This window comes from Desulfosarcina cetonica JCM 12296 (assembly GCF_001311845.1).
Classification (GTDB): domain Bacteria; phylum Desulfobacterota; class Desulfobacteria; order Desulfobacterales; family Desulfosarcinaceae; genus Desulfosarcina; species Desulfosarcina cetonica.
Genome location: NZ_BBCC01000148.1, coordinates 1 through 16975 on the forward strand (window position 1 = coordinate 1; position 16975 = coordinate 16975).

The 16975-nt window shown below is 53.3% G+C and carries 13 protein-coding genes; all 13 read right to left on the minus strand.

The genetic code is table 11. The features are described 5' to 3' along the window. Positions 1-143: 143 nt before the first annotated feature. Positions 144-980: an exosortase/archaeosortase family protein gene (locus tag JCM12296_RS24875; protein WP_054698986.1), complete on the minus strand. Its 837-nt coding sequence runs from the start codon at positions 978-980 to the stop codon at positions 144-146. 130 nt (positions 981-1110) lie between these two features. Further along, positions 1111-1317 carry a hypothetical protein gene (locus JCM12296_RS24880; protein ID WP_054698988.1) on the minus strand — a complete coding sequence of 69 codons (207 nt, stop codon included), beginning with the start codon at positions 1315-1317 and terminating at the stop codon, positions 1111-1113. Positions 1318-1377: 60 nt separating this feature from the next. Further along, positions 1378-1818, minus strand: a complete 441-nt coding sequence (locus JCM12296_RS36975) for a DUF4279 domain-containing protein (RefSeq protein ID WP_083456493.1) — start codon at positions 1816-1818, stop codon at positions 1378-1380. Positions 1819-1825: 7 nt separating this feature from the next. After that, the gene (locus JCM12296_RS48115) at positions 1826-2488 is read right to left on the minus strand and encodes an RHS repeat-associated core domain-containing protein (protein WP_083456494.1); all 663 of its coding nucleotides are present in this window, start codon (positions 2486-2488) and stop codon (positions 1826-1828) included. A gap of 353 nt (positions 2489-2841) precedes the next feature. After that, positions 2842-3567, minus strand: coding sequence for an RHS repeat-associated core domain-containing protein (locus JCM12296_RS24885; protein WP_054698989.1), 726 nt, complete (start codon positions 3565-3567; stop codon positions 2842-2844). Positions 3568-3759: 192 nt separating this feature from the next. Next, positions 3760-4380 (minus strand): hypothetical protein, encoded by a 621-nt coding sequence (locus JCM12296_RS24890; RefSeq protein WP_157067877.1) that lies wholly within the window; start codon positions 4378-4380, stop codon positions 3760-3762. Then, positions 4365-8516: an RHS repeat-associated core domain-containing protein gene (locus JCM12296_RS24895; RefSeq protein ID WP_246804835.1), complete on the minus strand. Its 4152-nt coding sequence runs from the start codon at positions 8514-8516 to the stop codon at positions 4365-4367. The genes JCM12296_RS24890 and JCM12296_RS24895 overlap by 16 nt, the downstream gene beginning before the upstream one ends. 305 nt (positions 8517-8821) lie before the next feature. Then, on the minus strand, positions 8822-10051 hold the full coding sequence (locus JCM12296_RS45590; RefSeq protein WP_054698995.1) for a cohesin domain-containing protein: 1230 nt from the start codon (positions 10049-10051) through the stop codon (positions 8822-8824). 245 nt (positions 10052-10296) lie between these two features. Next, entirely contained in the window at positions 10297-11880 is a 1584-nt protein-coding gene (locus tag JCM12296_RS45595) for a phosphatase PAP2 family protein (protein ID WP_246804834.1), read from the minus strand. Between the two features lie 234 nt (positions 11881-12114). Beyond that, positions 12115-12975 carry a CHAT domain-containing protein gene (locus tag JCM12296_RS24910; protein WP_172684086.1) on the minus strand — a complete coding sequence of 287 codons (861 nt, stop codon included), beginning with the start codon at positions 12973-12975 and terminating at the stop codon, positions 12115-12117. Continuing rightward, positions 12914-14566 (minus strand): hypothetical protein, encoded by a 1653-nt coding sequence (locus JCM12296_RS24915; protein ID WP_054699000.1) that lies wholly within the window; start codon positions 14564-14566, stop codon positions 12914-12916. The genes JCM12296_RS24910 and JCM12296_RS24915 overlap by 62 nt, the downstream gene beginning before the upstream one ends. Before the next feature lie 153 nt (positions 14567-14719). Next, positions 14720-16648: an eCIS core domain-containing protein gene (locus tag JCM12296_RS24920; RefSeq protein WP_054699002.1), complete on the minus strand. Its 1929-nt coding sequence runs from the start codon at positions 16646-16648 to the stop codon at positions 14720-14722. Between the two features lie 110 nt (positions 16649-16758). Beyond that, a partial coding sequence (locus JCM12296_RS36985; protein WP_157067878.1) for an SH3 domain-containing protein occupies positions 16759-16975 on the minus strand: 217 nt, incomplete at its 5' end.

A 16975-nucleotide genomic window follows, 5' to 3' on the forward strand; every position in this document is an offset into this window, starting at 1 on the left:
AATTTTTCTACAATTAGCAATTTTCGGGCTACGGGGTCAACCTGTTAGCGTAAACGATATTGGGGTTTGTTTAGATATAATCCTTTATTATTCGCTCGCCCCCCGTTCAGCCCGAACCTTCATCAGAAACAACAATCCGATGATCAGAGGTAATGCATGAACGCACAAAACATAGACCGCTTGGGAAACGATTGTTGCCCATTGGATGCGAAATGCCGATATCCAAACATTGCATATCCGGAAAATGATTTGAAACAGAGTCGCCATGGAAAATCCGTAAAACAACCAGCACAACCGAGTTGAAAGTTTTGCCTTCTTGACCGCGAATAGCAGTCCAACCAAAGTGATGAAGCTGAAAGTTTGGTAGTAAAAGAGTGGGTGCGCGGAATGGTGAGGGTATATGATGCAGCGGAAAACAATTTTTCGACAAAACCGTCTATAACTTTTTGATATGCTCTGTTTAAAGGCAGCCAGAGAAGAAACGGCAGGCAGGAGAAAAGAAGGAATCTCAGGAAATAGCCTGCCGGACCGTCGAAAGCATCGGGGTCGGACGCCCACCGGCACCAGAAAAGACAGATGAAGACAACGGTCGCCAGCATGCCCAACTGGCCCAAATAGATATGGGACACTTCGAATAATTTCAGGGAATAACGGCCGATCATCGTTACCGCTGCGACCCGGATAATATTGACGCTTAAAATCATGGCCACGCCTGCCCCGAAGCCAACCCATTTTTGAGGGCGGCCCGTCGGAAAGGCGTAAATAAATGCGGCATAAAGGGCGATCAAATGAACAGCCGAACATTCGGAAATGACATTAACGCTGAAGTCGCCAAGGCTGATATGCGTGCTCCGGACAACCGGATCGGTTCCCATAAGCCTTATGAGGTTCCCCGCCAAGCTTGCCGTGAGTTGATTGAGGGGCCTGTACCAGGGTTCCGGGATCAGGCTGACGGGGATGACGGTCAGGGCGGCCGCCATTAGAAACGTCCATGCGAATGAATTCAACGCCTTTCGGGCCTTGGGACTATTGTTTATAGAATTACGGAGCATCTATGCAATTTTTCCACGAAAAAAAATAACATAACTTTCAATAGAGTAAATTATCTTTTCAATGTTTATGGGTTTTTCTGATGCCCGAAACCAAACCGAGGACGTGATGGGAAGCCGAAACTATCAGTTCTAACCGCTCAGCTTCGAGATCCTCAAAACGGCCTCCGAGATCGACGATATCTTCGAGCTGCACGACCGGTTGATCGCCGCCACCACCAGATATCTCGGTCTTCCCCTGATTACCAACGATCCGCTTATTATCCAATGGTGGAGCAACTTATAATTTTATGGCTGTCCCCTTTAATCCCAACCTGGCTTTTCAGGATTAATCATCAACCGGACCATAAAAGTCAAAGCTGATATTTTCACATAAGCATGATATTCTGGACAATATATCTCTGGACAATATTGGTCCGCCATGGCCTGTTGCAGAAGCCCAAAAACAAACAATATCCACTCGGGTATCTGAATCTTCTATATATTTAACCAAATTTGCTCTCACCGGTTCAAGCTGTTCAACAAGTTGCTTTAAATGGAGTTCTAGGCTTGTTGATTTAACCTTTTCTTTTGATTCTAATGACCATATTCCAGTTGGCCGTGTAATTTTTCCTCCACGACTGTTAATCTCATCACCTTTCATACATGAAAAACTCGGACTAATATGCAACTGATTTGTGATTTCGACTGGATCAAGGAAGTCACCGCTTATCCTAAATCCGGCGTATGTTTCATCACAATTTGGATTTTCTAAATGTTCGTCTTTCATATTGCTTTCACCTAAAAGTTAGTTCGTCAAAAACGTTCCCTATATATTCGCCGCTTTTCTGACTGAAGACATTACCAGATCTTGTTATGTTAACATTATCTCTTCCGCCGTGACCGGCATTATATTTTATTTTATGAATAGATTCTCTTAGACGGTGTCTATCGATACCTAATCTGTTGGCAAGGTCTTTGTTAACCTTTTTTCCTCGAAATATAATAGGGTCATCATCGTCAGGATCGGGCATTCCTGGTGTTGATTCTGAACCACTTGATTGGCAACTATCACCGTTACCTTCGCCCATCCACCAATCTGCGATCGAACCGATTCCGTAGCCTAAAGCACTTCCTAATGCGGCGCCACCAGCCAACTCGGCAGGAGTTGCTAATATATTCAGGCCACCAGTGGCTGCATCCACAACAATCGATCCAGCAGCAACTATTCCCGTTCCCGCTATTGCACCGGATGCAGCATATTGTTCCGCATATTTTAGCCCATACGGATCAACCAGATTAACCGGATTACCACCTACGTAATTGTATAGATTAATCCCCCCAGCCAACCCAATCGGGTCAGCCGTCAGGTACCTTCCGGTAGCCGGATCATAATACCGATGGTAGTTGTAATGCAGTCCGGTTTCGGCATCAAAATATTGGCCCGCTAATATTCGGATGGACTTTTCGAGCCCCTATAGTGCTGTTTTCAAAGAGCGAAATGCGAAAGATAAGGATGCGGCCATATTGTTATTTAATTAATGGCTATATAATTTGTGGGTTTGAGAATAAATCTTTTATCGAATCTACCCATGTCAATCCCTTAAAAACCAACCTTTTTGATATATGGTGGGACAACCATAGTCCTAATCCTATACAAAGAAACCAAACTGCTGAAAAAAGATTAGTACTTTCGATAGGATCAGGCAGAAAACTTTCTAATAAAATGTATAGGAAGATCAAACTGAAAAAATGAATGTTTAAGATTAAGATATATTTTATAATTTTCATTTAAGAAATAGTTCTATAAATTCTATTGGTTTGAAAGTCCATTAACATTGTATAAAAATTTTCCAAATTCTTCTGCAATTATGCTTTTATTTATCGTTCCTATGTCACTATTGATTCTTCTTGATATAGTAATCCATGTTTCATTCTTAATCCCGCCTGAAACGAAGTTATTGATTTTATCCCTGAGCTCATTAGAATCATCGCTCGCTTTAATTCTGTATTTCTTAAAAAAATCAGATAAACCGTAATTTTTTTCATCGCAACCAAAATAGGCATCTTCGGCACTTCTCGACAATAATTCAAGTGCCCAATAATTCATTTCGGCGATTTCAGCTCCACCAAATGCAAGCAAGTGAATAGCAAAATTCTTTATTGCCGCTGGATCTGCTGGTGTGGAAATTCTATTTAATTTCCTTTGAATTGCACTTTCTGTTACTTCGGAAACTGTAAAAATACCTCCGGCGCCCTCTATAGCAGGTTGGAAAAAACCATGTGCGACAAGTCGTCCCCCAGAAGCTAAAGCACCATTGAAATATTTCCACTCAAATAAGCCGAATGGATCAACCAGATTAACCGGATTGCCACCTACATACGAGAATAGGTTGATCCCACCAGCCAAACCAAAGGGGTCCGGAGTAAGGTACCTTCCGTTGGCCGGATCATAATACCGGTGGTAGTTGTAATGCAGTCCGGTTTCGGCATCAAAATATTGGCCCGCTAATATTCGGATACGCTTTTCGAGCCCCATAGAGCTGTTTTTTGCCCCCGGGCGCGGGATCGCATGTCAAAGAGCCATCCCCAGGCTATGCGATATTCGCCGGGGGCTCAAGGGATTATCGATGTTTAATGAGTAACGACGGATGCGAAAAAAACGGCCGTTAAAGGAAAGAAAAAACTCCTTAACAGCCGTTTGTCAGTTTTTTATGTGAGACTTATATTTTTATTCCTGTTTGCTCCCAGTTTGCCCATCTCTGATTTCATATATCGTTTCAATATTTTTAAAGCATTTAGCACATTTCCCATAAATTGAAAGACGGCCCAATTCATCTAATCCACCTTCATAATTGGTAATTATCGTTGTCTTATCGCAATTTTGACACCATACATTTGTTAAAATTGATTGCTGTATTTCATTGGGGATATTATCCCATAACAATTGCGCTTTTGGTGTAAAGTATCCTTGAATTATTCCATTCCATGCTTTGGGTTTTTGTTTTTCAACACCTTCAAAGTTCAAAAATACTTTTTCTATACTTTCCTTTGGGTATGAAATATAATCTGACCAAACATCGAATCGATTATGAGGATACCATAATAGTTGTAATAGAGCTTGGTATATATATTTTTTATGTTCTTCTTTAATTTCTTTGTGATAATTCCATCTATTTAAAAAACTTACATATTCAGACGGATCAATTCCCGTTAATGTATGGATCAATTTTTTTGGAATGAATGGTCCGTATATTAATGCATTGATGCATTGATGAATTGCCTTTTTTTGGTCTTCTGACAGTTTATTAAGATCCATTACAATAGAATCCTTTTTTACTTCAAACTCCAAAAATAACTCTCTCCTCGATCAGGCAAATAGCTTGTTGAAGGATTTCCTGGAGTTGGATTTTTTATTGATAGCCTTCCAGTTAATCTGTCGAAATAGGCTCTCCGTCCATCTAATAAATCGCGAACTGTACCATCTTTTGTTGCTCTATTCATTGACTCTTTAATTACCTGACGGATTTCATCATTTGACCATCCCTTAAAACGTCCTCTCTCTTTTGCATGTTCCGCCATTTCGTCAAGTTGCTTATCATCTTCAGGATCATCTCCATTTGGACATGAACCGCCAGGATCAATATTTGGGTTAGGGGCGTCATTAGAATTCGAATCTGATAGCCATTTAAGTGCCTTAAGAGGATTTTCAGGATTAAGAGTTGATGTTTTCCATAAAGCATCGGCTATCTGCTTATTTGCTTGTTGTGACTGATTGTAATTCGCTGCTCCGACCCCGAGCCCTGAACTCATGCCTGAGGATATCATCGCGGCAGTGACTGGGTCTAAACCGTATGGATCAACCAGATTAACCGGACTGCCACTTACGTAATTATAGAGGTTAATCCCCCCAGCCAACCCAATCGGGTCAGCCGTCAGATACCGCCCGGTAGCCGGATCATAATACCGATGGTAGTTGTAATGCAGTCCGGTTTCGGCATCAAAATACTGGCCCGCAAACCGCAAATTATTCTCGACCGAACCGACGGCAATGTCAACCTCGCCAAAGGGCAGGGCGTCGGCGGCCCACACCACATTGGCATTTGCGTCGGTTATGCGTTGGGGCGTGCCCAGGTGGTCGGTGTGGTAATAATAAACATCCGCGGCCGTGTGACCGAACGCTCCGGCGAACACCTGCAGGTCGGTCGCATCCACATTACCGTCGCCGTTGAAGTCGCTGTCGCAGGCATCGCCGCTGCAGCTTGGACCGAAATGCGAAATGAACAGGGCAAGGTCCTGACCGTCGATGTCGCCGTCGTCGTCCTGATCGCCGGTACGGGTGACGACCATGGCCAGGGGTTCATCGTTGAGGTAGACGTAGGCGCGATAAGTCTTTCCGCCGTCGGTGGTTTCACCGACCAGGTGTCCGGCAATGTTATAGTGGTACGCGGTCGTGACGCCGCCGGCCACCTTGGTCATCCGCCGGCCGTCGGCGCTGTATGTGTAGGCGCCGAGGACCGCCCCGCCGTCCTCGACCTGGATCAATCGGTTGGCCTGGTTGTAGGTCAGGGTGCGGGTTCCGTAGGTGACGATGTTGCCGTTGGCATCGGTGGCAATATCCACGCTTTCCGAACCGGTGATCGTATCCAGCCGGTTGGTGCCGCTCTCATAGGCGAAGGTCTCCGTGGTGCTATCGATGGAGCGGGTCAGGCGGTTGCCCGTGTCGTCCAGCGTATAAGCGATGGTCCCCAGAATCCCGCCGGCATCGGTGAGCCGGTACAGGTCGTCATACCCGAAGCTCTGGCTGCGGGTGGAGTTCAGGTTGTCGGTCACCGTGGTGACGTTGCCCACCAGATCGAAGCCGTAAGTCCGGTCCTGGATGCCGGCATCGACATCGGCGGATCGGCGGTAGAGCAGATCGAAGGACCGGTTGACGCTGATGCCGTTGCCCAGGGTCATGGTCTGGAGGGGACCGAAGGGTAGATAGCCGGCACTGTTGGCCAGCACGGTATCGACCCCGTCATAGGTGGCGGTCACCTGGCTAACATCGCCGGCGGCATCCCGCTGCCAGACAACCTGCATGCCGTTGGGATAGGTCATCTGGACCAGCAGGCTTACAGCATCATAGGCATAGCCGGTGGTATAGGTCACACCGTTGATGGTTTTCTCTTCGGAAACCAAATTGCCGGCCTCGTCCCAGCCATAGGTGTAGCTGCCGCTGGCATCGGTCATGCCGGTGAGCCGGCCCATGCCGTTGGTTCCCTGGTCATGGGTATAGGTCACGTCCTCGGTCGCATCCGGGTAGGCGATCCCGGTCAGCCGGTACTCGTCGTCATAGGCGAACGTGATGGTGATCCCCTTTGCATCGGTCTTCGAGACCAGGTTGCCGGCGGCATCGAAGGCAAAGCGTGTCGTCCCGGTATCCGGCGAAACGGTTTCCACCGTGCGACCGAGGTCGTCGACCCCATAAGTGGTGGTGTGGGATCCGGGATCGGTCATCGATATCAGGTTGCCTTGGCGGTCATAATCATAGCCGGTGGTGACAGTCCCAGGCTGAACCATGCTTTCCGGCCGGTTGAATAGGTCATGGCCAAAGGTCGTGATCTTGCCTTCCGGATCGGTGACCTGGCTCGGGTTGCCCATGGCATCGTAGGCGTATTCGAAGAAGCTGTCGTCCGGATTGATCCGCTTCCACAGCTTGCCCGGCCGGTCCGGGTACTGGTAATCGAAGCGCTCCAGGTAGATCTGAACATCCGAGGGCAGGTAGTTGCCGGTTTCGATCACATTGCCCTGATCGTCGTAATCATAGCCGACTTTATTGCCCAGGGCGTCGGTGATGCCGGTCAGCCGGCCGTACACCGACTCATAGGTATAGGTGAGGCTCATGCCATTGGGCAGGCTGACCGTATCCGGTTTGCCGGCCAGGGTGTAAGTGACGCTCGTAACGGCGCTGTCCCACAACCGGGTCAGGGTGGAAAGCCGCCCCCGACCGTCATAGGTGCAGGCGACGGCATTCTGGTTGGGGTCTGTGGCCTGTCCGGGACGGCCCATGGCGTCATAACCGCTGAAGGTGGTGGTGCCCGAGACTGGCCGCGTAACGGTCAAGAGATCGCCGGTGGTCGAATCGTAACCAAAGGCCGTGGTATCCGCCGTGCCGGTTAGCGGGCCATCGACGCTGAGTAATTGGCCGTGGGCATCGTAGTCTAAGCCGGTGATGGATTCCACGGACACGACGGTACCGGTTGCGTCCTGGGTATAACCGTTGATCACCAATCGATAAACCCGGGAGGTGACGCTCTCGTTGGGCACGGTGTTGCCGTCGTCATCAAAGTCCCAGGTGGTGACTTTGTTGCCTGTGCCCAGGACGCTGGCCTCCGTGCGGGTCAACGGCAGATTGAGCGTCGGATGCCAGGTGGTGGTGATGGTTCTTGCATCGGCGGTACCGGCGGCCTGAACGGTCGTACCGGCATTGCCCCTGTCGTCAAAATTGCTGAACTGGTCGATCCGGCCATTGGCGTATTCGATCTCGGTCACATTCAAGTTCTCATCGTACTCCCAGCGGATCGGCTCCTCGACACAGGTGCTGCAGCCGGACTCGCCGGTCACGCTGGCGATGCGCTTGCGGCCGGTGATGGTGGCGAGATAATAGGTCTTGGATGCGCCGTAGGCATCGGTGACGATGACGGCATCGGGAGTGGTGTCGTAATCCATGGTAACGCCCCGGCCGTCCCCGGTCACGTTGGCGTAACAACGATCCTGGGCGTCGTAGGACCAGGTGGATAGCAGATGACCGGCGGCGTCGGTTTTTTGAGTCAGGTTGTTTGGGTCGCCATTCGTGTCGTTGTATGCATAGACAAAACCCGATCCGTCGGCGAGAGTCACCGTGGTGAGGTTGCCGTCGGCATCGTGGCCGTAGGTCACCTGGACGCCGCCGTCGACGGCACCTGAGTAAAGATGGATGGTGGTGAGCAGTCCGTTGGTATAGCTGAATTCCAAGATGCGGCCGCTGGCTTCGTCCAGCACGCTGTCCAGCAGGCTGGGATCGTTGGCATTGTAGGTCAGGGTCTGGCGGTTGCCGTTGGGGTCGTCGACATGGAGTAACTGGTAAGTGCTCGCGTCAAAGGTGTAGGTGCGGCCATCCTCACGTTGCCAGATGTAATCGCCGGTAGCGGATGAAAGCTCCGTCCGCTCACCGAACACGGCAGTAATGTCGCCGGTGGACGAATCCTCGCTGAAGTAGCGTCCGAAACCGGTTTCATCCACAATCACGAGATAATCGGACTCGGGGAGCAGGCGGATATTAAACCCATGGGTCCAGCCGTAGCCCATGGGGCTCGAATCTTCACTCTGGCTGTTGTAAAAACGTTTGAAGGTCAATCCGCCGGCGAAGGGAGAATTAAACCGGAGATCTTTTTCCGATTCTATTTTGTTGCCGGTATAGATGGATGTGGGGTTCCCCTTCTCGGAAACAATGGCGCAGGCCAGCATCGGCGCCTTGGGATCCCGCCCTTGATCCAAGTAAAGATGACGGCATCCATCCGAGGCGTTTCCCTTGATCGCCGGACAGCTGTCGAGGCAATCGATAACACCGTCATCATCAGTATCATCTGTGTTCTCGGCAACGCCGCAGCCACAGATCCCGGGCTCGGTCTTCGTGGCATCGTCGGGGCAGTTGTCGTTACAATCCGGGGTTCGATCGCCATCCGCATCGTATGGCACCGTTAGCGGATCGGCACAGGCGCCGCATCCCCAGACAAAATTGCGTTCGACCGTGCTGTAGGGAAAATACCGGATCAGCTGAAGGTATTCACCCTGGTAGTCATCGGGGTTGGATGCAGGGCAGGAACCATAAATGGCGTAATTTGAGGCCCGCAAATGGTCAGAATAGCTGTTTTCAAAATCGGTAATGGCCGACTGGGCGTCTTCATACGTCTCGTAATAATAAAACGATCCGGCCGCATAACCGGAACCGGCGGACGCCATGACAACAAAGAAGACAACCATTTTAAGAAAAAAGATTCGTGCCGGCGTATTCCGGATGAGCCCTTTTTCTCACTCATAACAGCTACCCCAATGAGTAAAATTATCGCCATCAGAATGCCAAACGCATTGAGGGCCGGCACGGCTGTGGCTGCCGGGTGGTCGCCGGCATCGGCGGGATCGTATCCGGCCAGCAGTTCCTCGCCATCCAGAAAACCATCACCGTCGGCATCCGCATCCAAGAGGTTGTTGGCCTGTCCATCGTTGTCGATATCGCAATCCCAGCAGCCGCCGCAGCCCAGGCCGGAGCAGTCCAGGGCATCCCAGGCGGCCAGCTCTTCGCCGTCATCGATGCCATCGCCATCGGTGTCGGCCAGAGACGGATCCGTGCCGTATATGCCGGTCTCGTGACTGTCGGGCAGGCCATCCAGATCCTGATCGCTCAGAATCGCAATGGCGGCCAGGTCGCCCAGGTTGGTGGGCTCGTCCACCGTGCCGGTGATGGTGACGAAATTGGCGAAGGTTTTGGCCGGGTGCTCGGGATGATAGTTGGCCAGGTCAACATGGATGTTGCTCGATCCGATTTGGAGCCCCTCGAAGGTAATGCTTCCCAGCAGGACCTTGCCGGAAAGCCCGGTGGTGGTTGATCCCATCATGCGGCCGCCGACCATGGTGACCGTGCCGGCGGTGTTGTCGATCTTTACCGCCGGTTCACTGATCTGGTCGGCCGTGGTTCCGGGATCGCCATCCGGGTCCAGAATAAATCCGGTCGTCGGGTCCTGATTTTTGGTTGCCGTGATTACCCTCAAGATATCCGGATCAAAGGTAACGGCAACGCCCATGCTAATCAGATCGGAGGCGTCGTCGGCATAGATCGCGATTTCAAACTGGCTTTGCTCGGCGACCTCCGGGTTCGATGTCTCAATGCTGACCTCAAGGGCCTGCGATCTGCCCACCGGCAACAAAAGCAAGCTGACCAACACCATGGCAGAGGCCAGCCAAGAACCCATTCCGAATCCCACGTCTTTTTTCCAATCGTGCATGCCATAAGCCTTTCTGTTGGTCGTCTATCACCCAGGTCTGAAATACAAGAAGCCCGAATCGCGAAGGAGACGACTGCATGGCGATTCGGCTTCTTGGTCCGCAAGAAAAACATCTTGCGCCAACAAAGGAACCGATGGAGCAATGCTGAAAGAGGTATCTAATGGTACGATATGGAGACAATTCGATCTCGTTGAACGTAGATCATTGTTGCCGATAGATTGTTAGTTGGTCGTTAGAGGTTAGCTCACGAAACGGAAAAAGTTTTCGCCAAGGGTATTGCCATTTTCCCCATATCTAAACAAACCCCATATTGACCACGATACGGCGGATTTTGCAGTGGAAAGCATTCGGCGATGGTGGGAAATCCCGACATGTGGGTTATGATTTGAGATTTTAAATGATTCCGGGCACCCCTATCGATGCCTGCAGTGTTCTTAAAAACGCGGCTGCCGAACAAACAGGACCGTCCGAAAATCATGGGCGAACGAGGCCTGGCCGCAACTGTCATCCCCGCAATCGCTGAGGTTGATGGCGTGATCGCCGCGTTTGAAATAGACATCAAACCCACGGCCACCGCGCTTCGACCGGTCGACAGCCAGCACCCGGTCATCCGTATAGGCCTTGATTCCTGCAGGAGCCTGGCAAGGTTGGATTGATCCTCGGGCAGATCGGATTCCGGCAGCACCTGCAGTTTTCCGGTACCATCGACCCTTGCAAGTTTGGCCTGGTTATCCGCATAAATCAGCCCCATGAGCGTACCATCCGTAGTCACCCCCAAGAGTTTGATCCAGTAACCTTCAGCGTTAACCATCTCGGTGGCCTGAAAATCATCGGTCAGTTTGACCACTACCCCCTCTTGCAGGGCATAGACGGTTTTGCCGTCCGGATGCATCACCGGCCAGGCCAGATGATTCAGCTTTCCCAACCGCTTCGGTTGGGATGCCTGACCGGCGTCATCGATTCGCACCGACCAAAGTTGTCCCGCCTGGACAACGCTATTGCCCAGCGAGCCAATGGATTCAAAAGCCATATGCAGCTGGTCGATTAACGCTTTGAAAAAACTTTTCTGGGCGCCTTTAACGCCATCCGATACGGTGGTGGCCATTTGTCTCTCCAGGTTGTTTTCAACGCTTGACGGGGACGCCAACGCGATCCGTTGCGTCGCTAAACGGTTGACGAATTGACGCAATGAGATGACCGCTTGAACCGAATGCCCATAAAGATCATCATGTTTAACGATGGTCAATGACGGCAGGCCTTTGGAATCATTACCAAACAAGGTTTTGTGATCCTTGGTGTGATCCACGATGCCGATGGGTTCAACCATGTTTTTAACGGCCTTCGGCACGTCGGCCAACACGCGCACTTTACGATCGGCAAACAAGGCGCCATGGTAAATGGGCAGGATGAAAACAAAAAGGGCAAGCACGAGATAAAGGCCCCAGGTCAACGGGTCCGGAGGAGAAGAAAAGCGCGCCTTTAACCAATAGACGGATACCATTGTCACAAAGACCAGCCCAAAGGTAAACAGTACGCCATAAGCCGTTTGCGTCCCCATAACCGCCCCCATCAGTTTGGTATTCGGCTGCAATGCGCCGGGATCGAGCAGCAGCCCCTTGATGGCGAGAATTTTCAGTGAAGCCAGCGCCACCATGGCCAGCACAATCAGCAAAAACCACTGCCCCAAGCTAAGCCAGAAAGAAGACAGATGCCCGCCGAGCCATTGTCTCAAAAAGTGGATCCCCAGGAAAACCGGACTCAGGCATAACGCCACGACAAGCGTTACAAAAACAAATCGAAAACCGGCAAACACATAGGCTTCGTCCACGAGCGTGAACCCCGGATCGGTTCCCAGTGCATTGGCCCGGGCGCGCAAGACAAGATATCCCGAGATATAGGCGACCGTGGCGGCTGTGCCCAGGATGGTGGCGAGGTTTTTGACGTGATCTATCATCTCCAATAGAGTGCCTTTGCTAATAGGGACGGATTCGTAAGAAGCCCGATATCGGCGTTACGCGAATCCTTTGGATCAGCGACTTTTTACGTGTGCATCAATAGGGTTTTACTTCCCAAACACCTGCGGTCCTGCCCAGAAAAAGGGATTCGATGGCCCTTTTTGAATCATCATGCGCATCGCATCGGCCGCGGCCAACGCCGGAGATCGGTTTTTTGAGGCGAGTGACCGATAAAACGTCTCCATCCAATCCGCATGGCTTTCCGCCCTGACCCGCCAGCGACTCAACACGAGGTTATCCGCGCCACCGGCCAGCACGGCCCAGGAGATGCCGGAGAACTCGTTGGAGATGCGGGTCTGAACTCTGGCCCCTTCACAGGAGCTGAAAACCGCCAGCCTCGTCTTTCCCCAATCCGCGGAGAGCAGTTCGGCGGCCGTGATGGACCGTCGCACCGGCATCGCTGTTATCTCGATGGTGGACTGCAACGGGTCTTCGGTGCTGTATTGGCCGTGCAAGAGAATGTGCATATTGGCATTGCGCTCGATCAAATTGAAAATATCATCCTTGGACAATGCGGCGGAAGCGACGGCGTTGACCTCAAGATCGCTTAGGGCACCCATCTTTGAAATCTCTTTGGTTTCGTTTTCAATCATCGGGTCATAGAGCGCTGAAATCGCCTTCACCGGAAGTACTTCCCTTTCTAAGGCATTCACGGCAAAGGTGGCACTGGGGGCGTAGGAAACGGCAACATCCTCGATCAGGAACCGACCGGTTTGGGCATCTATCAGCGCCTCGAAGGGAAGCCCCACCAGCACGCCTTGGGGGATGATCAGAATCTGCTTTTGCTTGAGATGGGTCATAAACGGCTTGACCAGATAGGTGTGCAACTCCCACGCGCTACGAGTGTCAAAGGCACTGTGACCCGCATCGCCGATGGACTGGCTGAGTTTTTGGATTTTGTCGGTCAAGGCCACCTCGCAGAAAGACCGCCTTGACGTCATCGTGATCCGGGGTGACCAGCCAGACGATGACGTTGGTGTGCGTCACCCAGTAAAGCAATACCGGGATGCCGGCTTTTTTGACGGCATGCCGGAATGTTTTCAAATCCGCCATCACCAATTTAGGGTCGGACAACTTTTCGATGATCCGGGTTGTCTCCGGCTGACGGAGCAAATCGGCCTGTTGCCCGCGAAGGGCGCTGATGGCGTTCAAGCGCTCGGCCGTATGGTCACTGTCCATGCCGGCGATGGTCGCTTCCACGAGAAGATTTTCCTTGGCGCTTAATTGAGAACTCAACCCGACGAGATCGGATAGGACACGGCGTTCGGCCGGGGTCAGTCGGGCCTGCTCGATGGCGGTGGACAGCACCCCCAATCCGTAGGAGCGCATGGATTCGAAGGCGACAAAGGCATCGTTATACTGGTTGAATGATAGAAGTCGGGTGGCCAGATCGCGAATGATCTCGACACGATTTTCCAGAACGGTTCCGCGCTGCCGGATGTCGAAAAGACTGGCACGCTCCTCTCTAAGCAGTTGGCTGGCTTGCTGAAAGAATTTGAGCGCCGTTTCAGCGTCGCCCGCCAAATCGGCCTTGAGACCGAGAAGATAAAGCGATCGTGGATCATCGGATTCAGCGCCTGGCACCACCATCCCGATCAAGGCTTGCAGCATCGCGTTGCCGGATAAAGTCGATGCGCCGGCCTCGAATTTATCATTGACCAAGACGTCTTCCGGTCGCTGGGCCTGAAAAACGCCATATTGGCTGATTTTCTCAAACGAGGCCTTTTGCCCGATCAGCATCAGGCGCATATCCAGCCGTTTGTTGAACCCAGCCGTTTGGTTTTGTAAAAAACGCCAGCCAAGGATCTGGGCAATCTTCTCGGCTTCGCTGTAGTGTCTTCCGGCCGCTTCCACCGCGCGCCGGCAGGCCCCATACGGATCCTGTTCGTCAAAGGACTTTGCATCGATCAGTTTACGGTAATCACAGCTCTCGGCCAATTTTTGCAAAACATCGCCCGTGTCCAGGTGGGCATAATAAAGATCGCTCTGACTTTGGGCAAACTGGATGGCGTCCAGGCCACTAAGCAGCGCGGCGCCGAGTTCTCCCCGACCGGCATTTAATTGGGCATTGTAATCGGCCAGATCATACTGTTGTTTTTCCGTGGGATGTTCGCCGGCGGCATGCACTGCCTGGTCAAAGGCGGCCGCCGCAGCCCCATGATTGCGCGTCCCATAGGCATGGGCACGGGCAATGCCGATGCATGCGTTAAATTCAACCGCCTTGTTTTGCGTCTGTCTCGCCAGCCTCACCGCCTGCTGGAACGTGGCGATGGCGGGATCGAACCGGTTGGTCAGGCGTTGCAGGGTGGCCAACTCGAACAAAGCCTGGGCCCGGATATTGGCATCGGATTGATTCACAAGCCGTTGAAGCGCGCTTTCAATTTCTCTCGCGCGGGCCAACTGTTGCTCACCGGTTGCGCGAAAATGATCGATGTACGCTTCCCTGGCCTTGCGCAGGTTTTTGACCGTTTCAGAAGGATTGGCATGCGAATTGGACATATGTCCTCCAATACCAATGAAAAGAAGAAAGAAACACAAAATACGGGTGGCGGCAGTCCAATGCCGAAAATCGCATGGGATTTTTTTGAGCGCATTTCATCCCCCTTGTCGGGTTAGAACCGTCGCGCGACATCGATTCTCATGAGGACCGGGTCATGGCGACCGGGGATTGTCGCCCATCCCCGAACTGGTAAAGACGCCGCCTCGCGGAAAACGGGCACCTGCCCCATCATGGAGGTCGCGCTGAATGTCGTTCAGGTCGCTGATCATCGCTTCGACCGACTCGGCAGCAAAGATGCCTTCCAGAAAGCGCTGCACTTCCCGCATGCGGACCTCGGACTCGACGATGGTAAACCGCGCCGGCCGGCGGGTGGCAATCACATCGGCATCCGCCGGATTCCCCACATGCTCACGGATTTCGTCCAGATACGCCACGGAGGTGCAGGCTTGGAAGAACAGCACCCGATAACGGTTGGGATCAAAACTGCCGCCCTGGACCATGTCGAGCAGATCGTGTTCCTCGTCGATGGCGACGCCGTGATGGCGGGCCTCTTCCACCCGGGTTCGGCGGCCGGCGGCCTGGAGGGCAGTGTCGATGCCGATGCGGAAATTTTCCAGCGGACTGGCCTTGGCGTCAAAATCGGGCCCCGAGCCATAACGGGCGTGACCATTGTAGATGGTGATCTCGTCATCTCTGAGCCCGTATCCGAATTCACGGGCGGCCCCGGCGGCGGGAACGACGAGGTTGATCCAGATGGTCACCTCCCGGCTCTGTTCGGCACCACTGGCATCGGTCCACGTAATGGTGCGCGTCGCCGTCCAATACTCGTTGCCCGACAGACCAAAAAGTTCAAGGTTGAACCCCTGCCCCTCCATCCAGGTGCGGAACCGCTCGGCCATCAGGGCCTCGACGGGTTGATCGGTCTCTTCGTATTCGTCTGGCTGCGTCTCACGGAGGACCGTTTCATCGGTGGCACCAATGGCCACGGTGATGTCCAACCGGCCGTCGGCCAGCAATCGGTCGTAATCAACGGTGTGCTCGTGCCGCTCGCCGGGCGCGGGGGCCACGCGATCCAGGACGGCCAGCGTGGCACCATCCAGTTCGTCTCCGGGCGAGGGACCGTATCGATCGCGAAACTGACGGATGGCTTCCACGGTCTCGTCCCCATACTGCCCGTCGACGCGGTACATGGGCAGCTCGAATCCCAGATCGACGAGCGCCTGCTGCACCTTGGACACGGCACCTCTACGGCCGTCATGATCCGACGAAAGCCGGGGCGTCCGACCGTCCAGGATCCGTTCCAGCGCGCGGTTTCCGGTAAAGCGGGGATTGCTCAGCACCGGCGTGGGGGCCTCGGCCTCGCCGGCATCGGTTTCATCCCCGGGAATTCGACGCACGACCGCCCCCCAGCCGGCCGTCTCGCCGCGTTGCTGGATCGTATGGGTTAGCTCGTGGGCCAACAGGTGCTTGCCCGCCGCTGTCTGGGGAGAAAACCGTCCACTGCCGAAATAGATGTCGCTCCCTAAAGTGAACGCGCGGGCGCCTATCTGTCGGGCCAAGCACGCCGCCTGGGCACCGGTGTGGACCCGAACACGGCTCAAATCCCGGCCCAGGCGCGGCTCGAAAAATGCCCGGCTCTCCGCCGGCAGGGGCTGACCGGTTCCTCGACGGCCGGCGATCGCCCGCTCGGCGCCCGGTGTCACCGGCAAACGGTCGCTGCCCTCGCTTTTGGGTTGGAGGAGTTCTTCCTCCTCTTCTTCTTCAGCCTGGCGCTGCAGATCAGGGCCGTTGGCATCGTAACCGACAGGCGTGGCTTGGGTCAGGGCCGCTTCTTCCAGCGGTTGGCGGCCCAAGGCCTCGTCCGGCATGCGCATCACCGCATCGGCCACCCGGTCCGCCTCCTGCTCGTAGGCGTCGTTGGGTGCCCCCACGGTCAATTTGGGTTGAATGCGGGAGGCGCCCAGGATGTGGCGAATCGTCCCGGCGTGCCGGGCGCGGTCAAGACCGTAAACCGGCGGCCGAAAGGGATGGGTCGACCGTGCCGGCAGTTTTTTCTTGGTTGGGGACGCAAACGTTCTCATCTGCCTTTCCTCCGTCTGACATTTTTCCGTTCACATTCATCGACGGCTGCTCTCGGCTGAAGCAGAAAGTCATTGCCGCAATGCGGCAAGTGAACAAGACGCCATCCGACCTAGCACGCCGCCAACGTGCCTGCCCCTGTCAACGATACGTAACGTCCCGATACAAAACCATCGGCGGTACGATACCACGTGTCGACACCCAGCACGGACGTCCCGTGGGTCTGACACAGCAGCGTCAGATCGGTTCCCCGTGGATACAGGCCGAGAACGGCCGACGACGTGTCCGGTGCGGCACGGTAACGCAGGGCCGAGGCGGTGACCACCCCG

What these genes read in the sequence shown, in the direction of transcription:
- JCM12296_RS24875 (WP_054698986.1), bottom strand. Translation starts at nt 980, where the DNA reads ATGGCGGCCGCCCTGACCGTCATCCCCGTCAGCCTGATCCCGGAACCC.
- JCM12296_RS36975 (WP_083456493.1), bottom strand. Translation starts at nt 1,818, where the DNA reads ATGAAAGACGAACATTTAGAAAATCCAAATTGTGATGAAACATACGCC.
- JCM12296_RS24885 (WP_054698989.1), bottom strand. Translation starts at nt 3,567, where the DNA reads ATGGGGCTCGAAAAGCGTATCCGAATATTAGCGGGCCAATATTTTGAT.
- JCM12296_RS24895 (WP_246804835.1), bottom strand. Translation starts at nt 8,516, where the DNA reads ATGCTGGCCTGCGCCATTGTTTCCGAGAAGGGGAACCCCACATCCATC.
- JCM12296_RS45590 (WP_054698995.1), bottom strand. Translation starts at nt 10,051, where the DNA reads ATGCACGATTGGAAAAAAGACGTGGGATTCGGAATGGGTTCTTGGCTG.
- JCM12296_RS24915 (WP_054699000.1), bottom strand. Translation starts at nt 14,566, where the DNA reads ATGTCCAATTCGCATGCCAATCCTTCTGAAACGGTCAAAAACCTGCGC.
- JCM12296_RS24920 (WP_054699002.1), bottom strand. Translation starts at nt 16,648, where the DNA reads ATGAGAACGTTTGCGTCCCCAACCAAGAAAAAACTGCCGGCACGGTCG.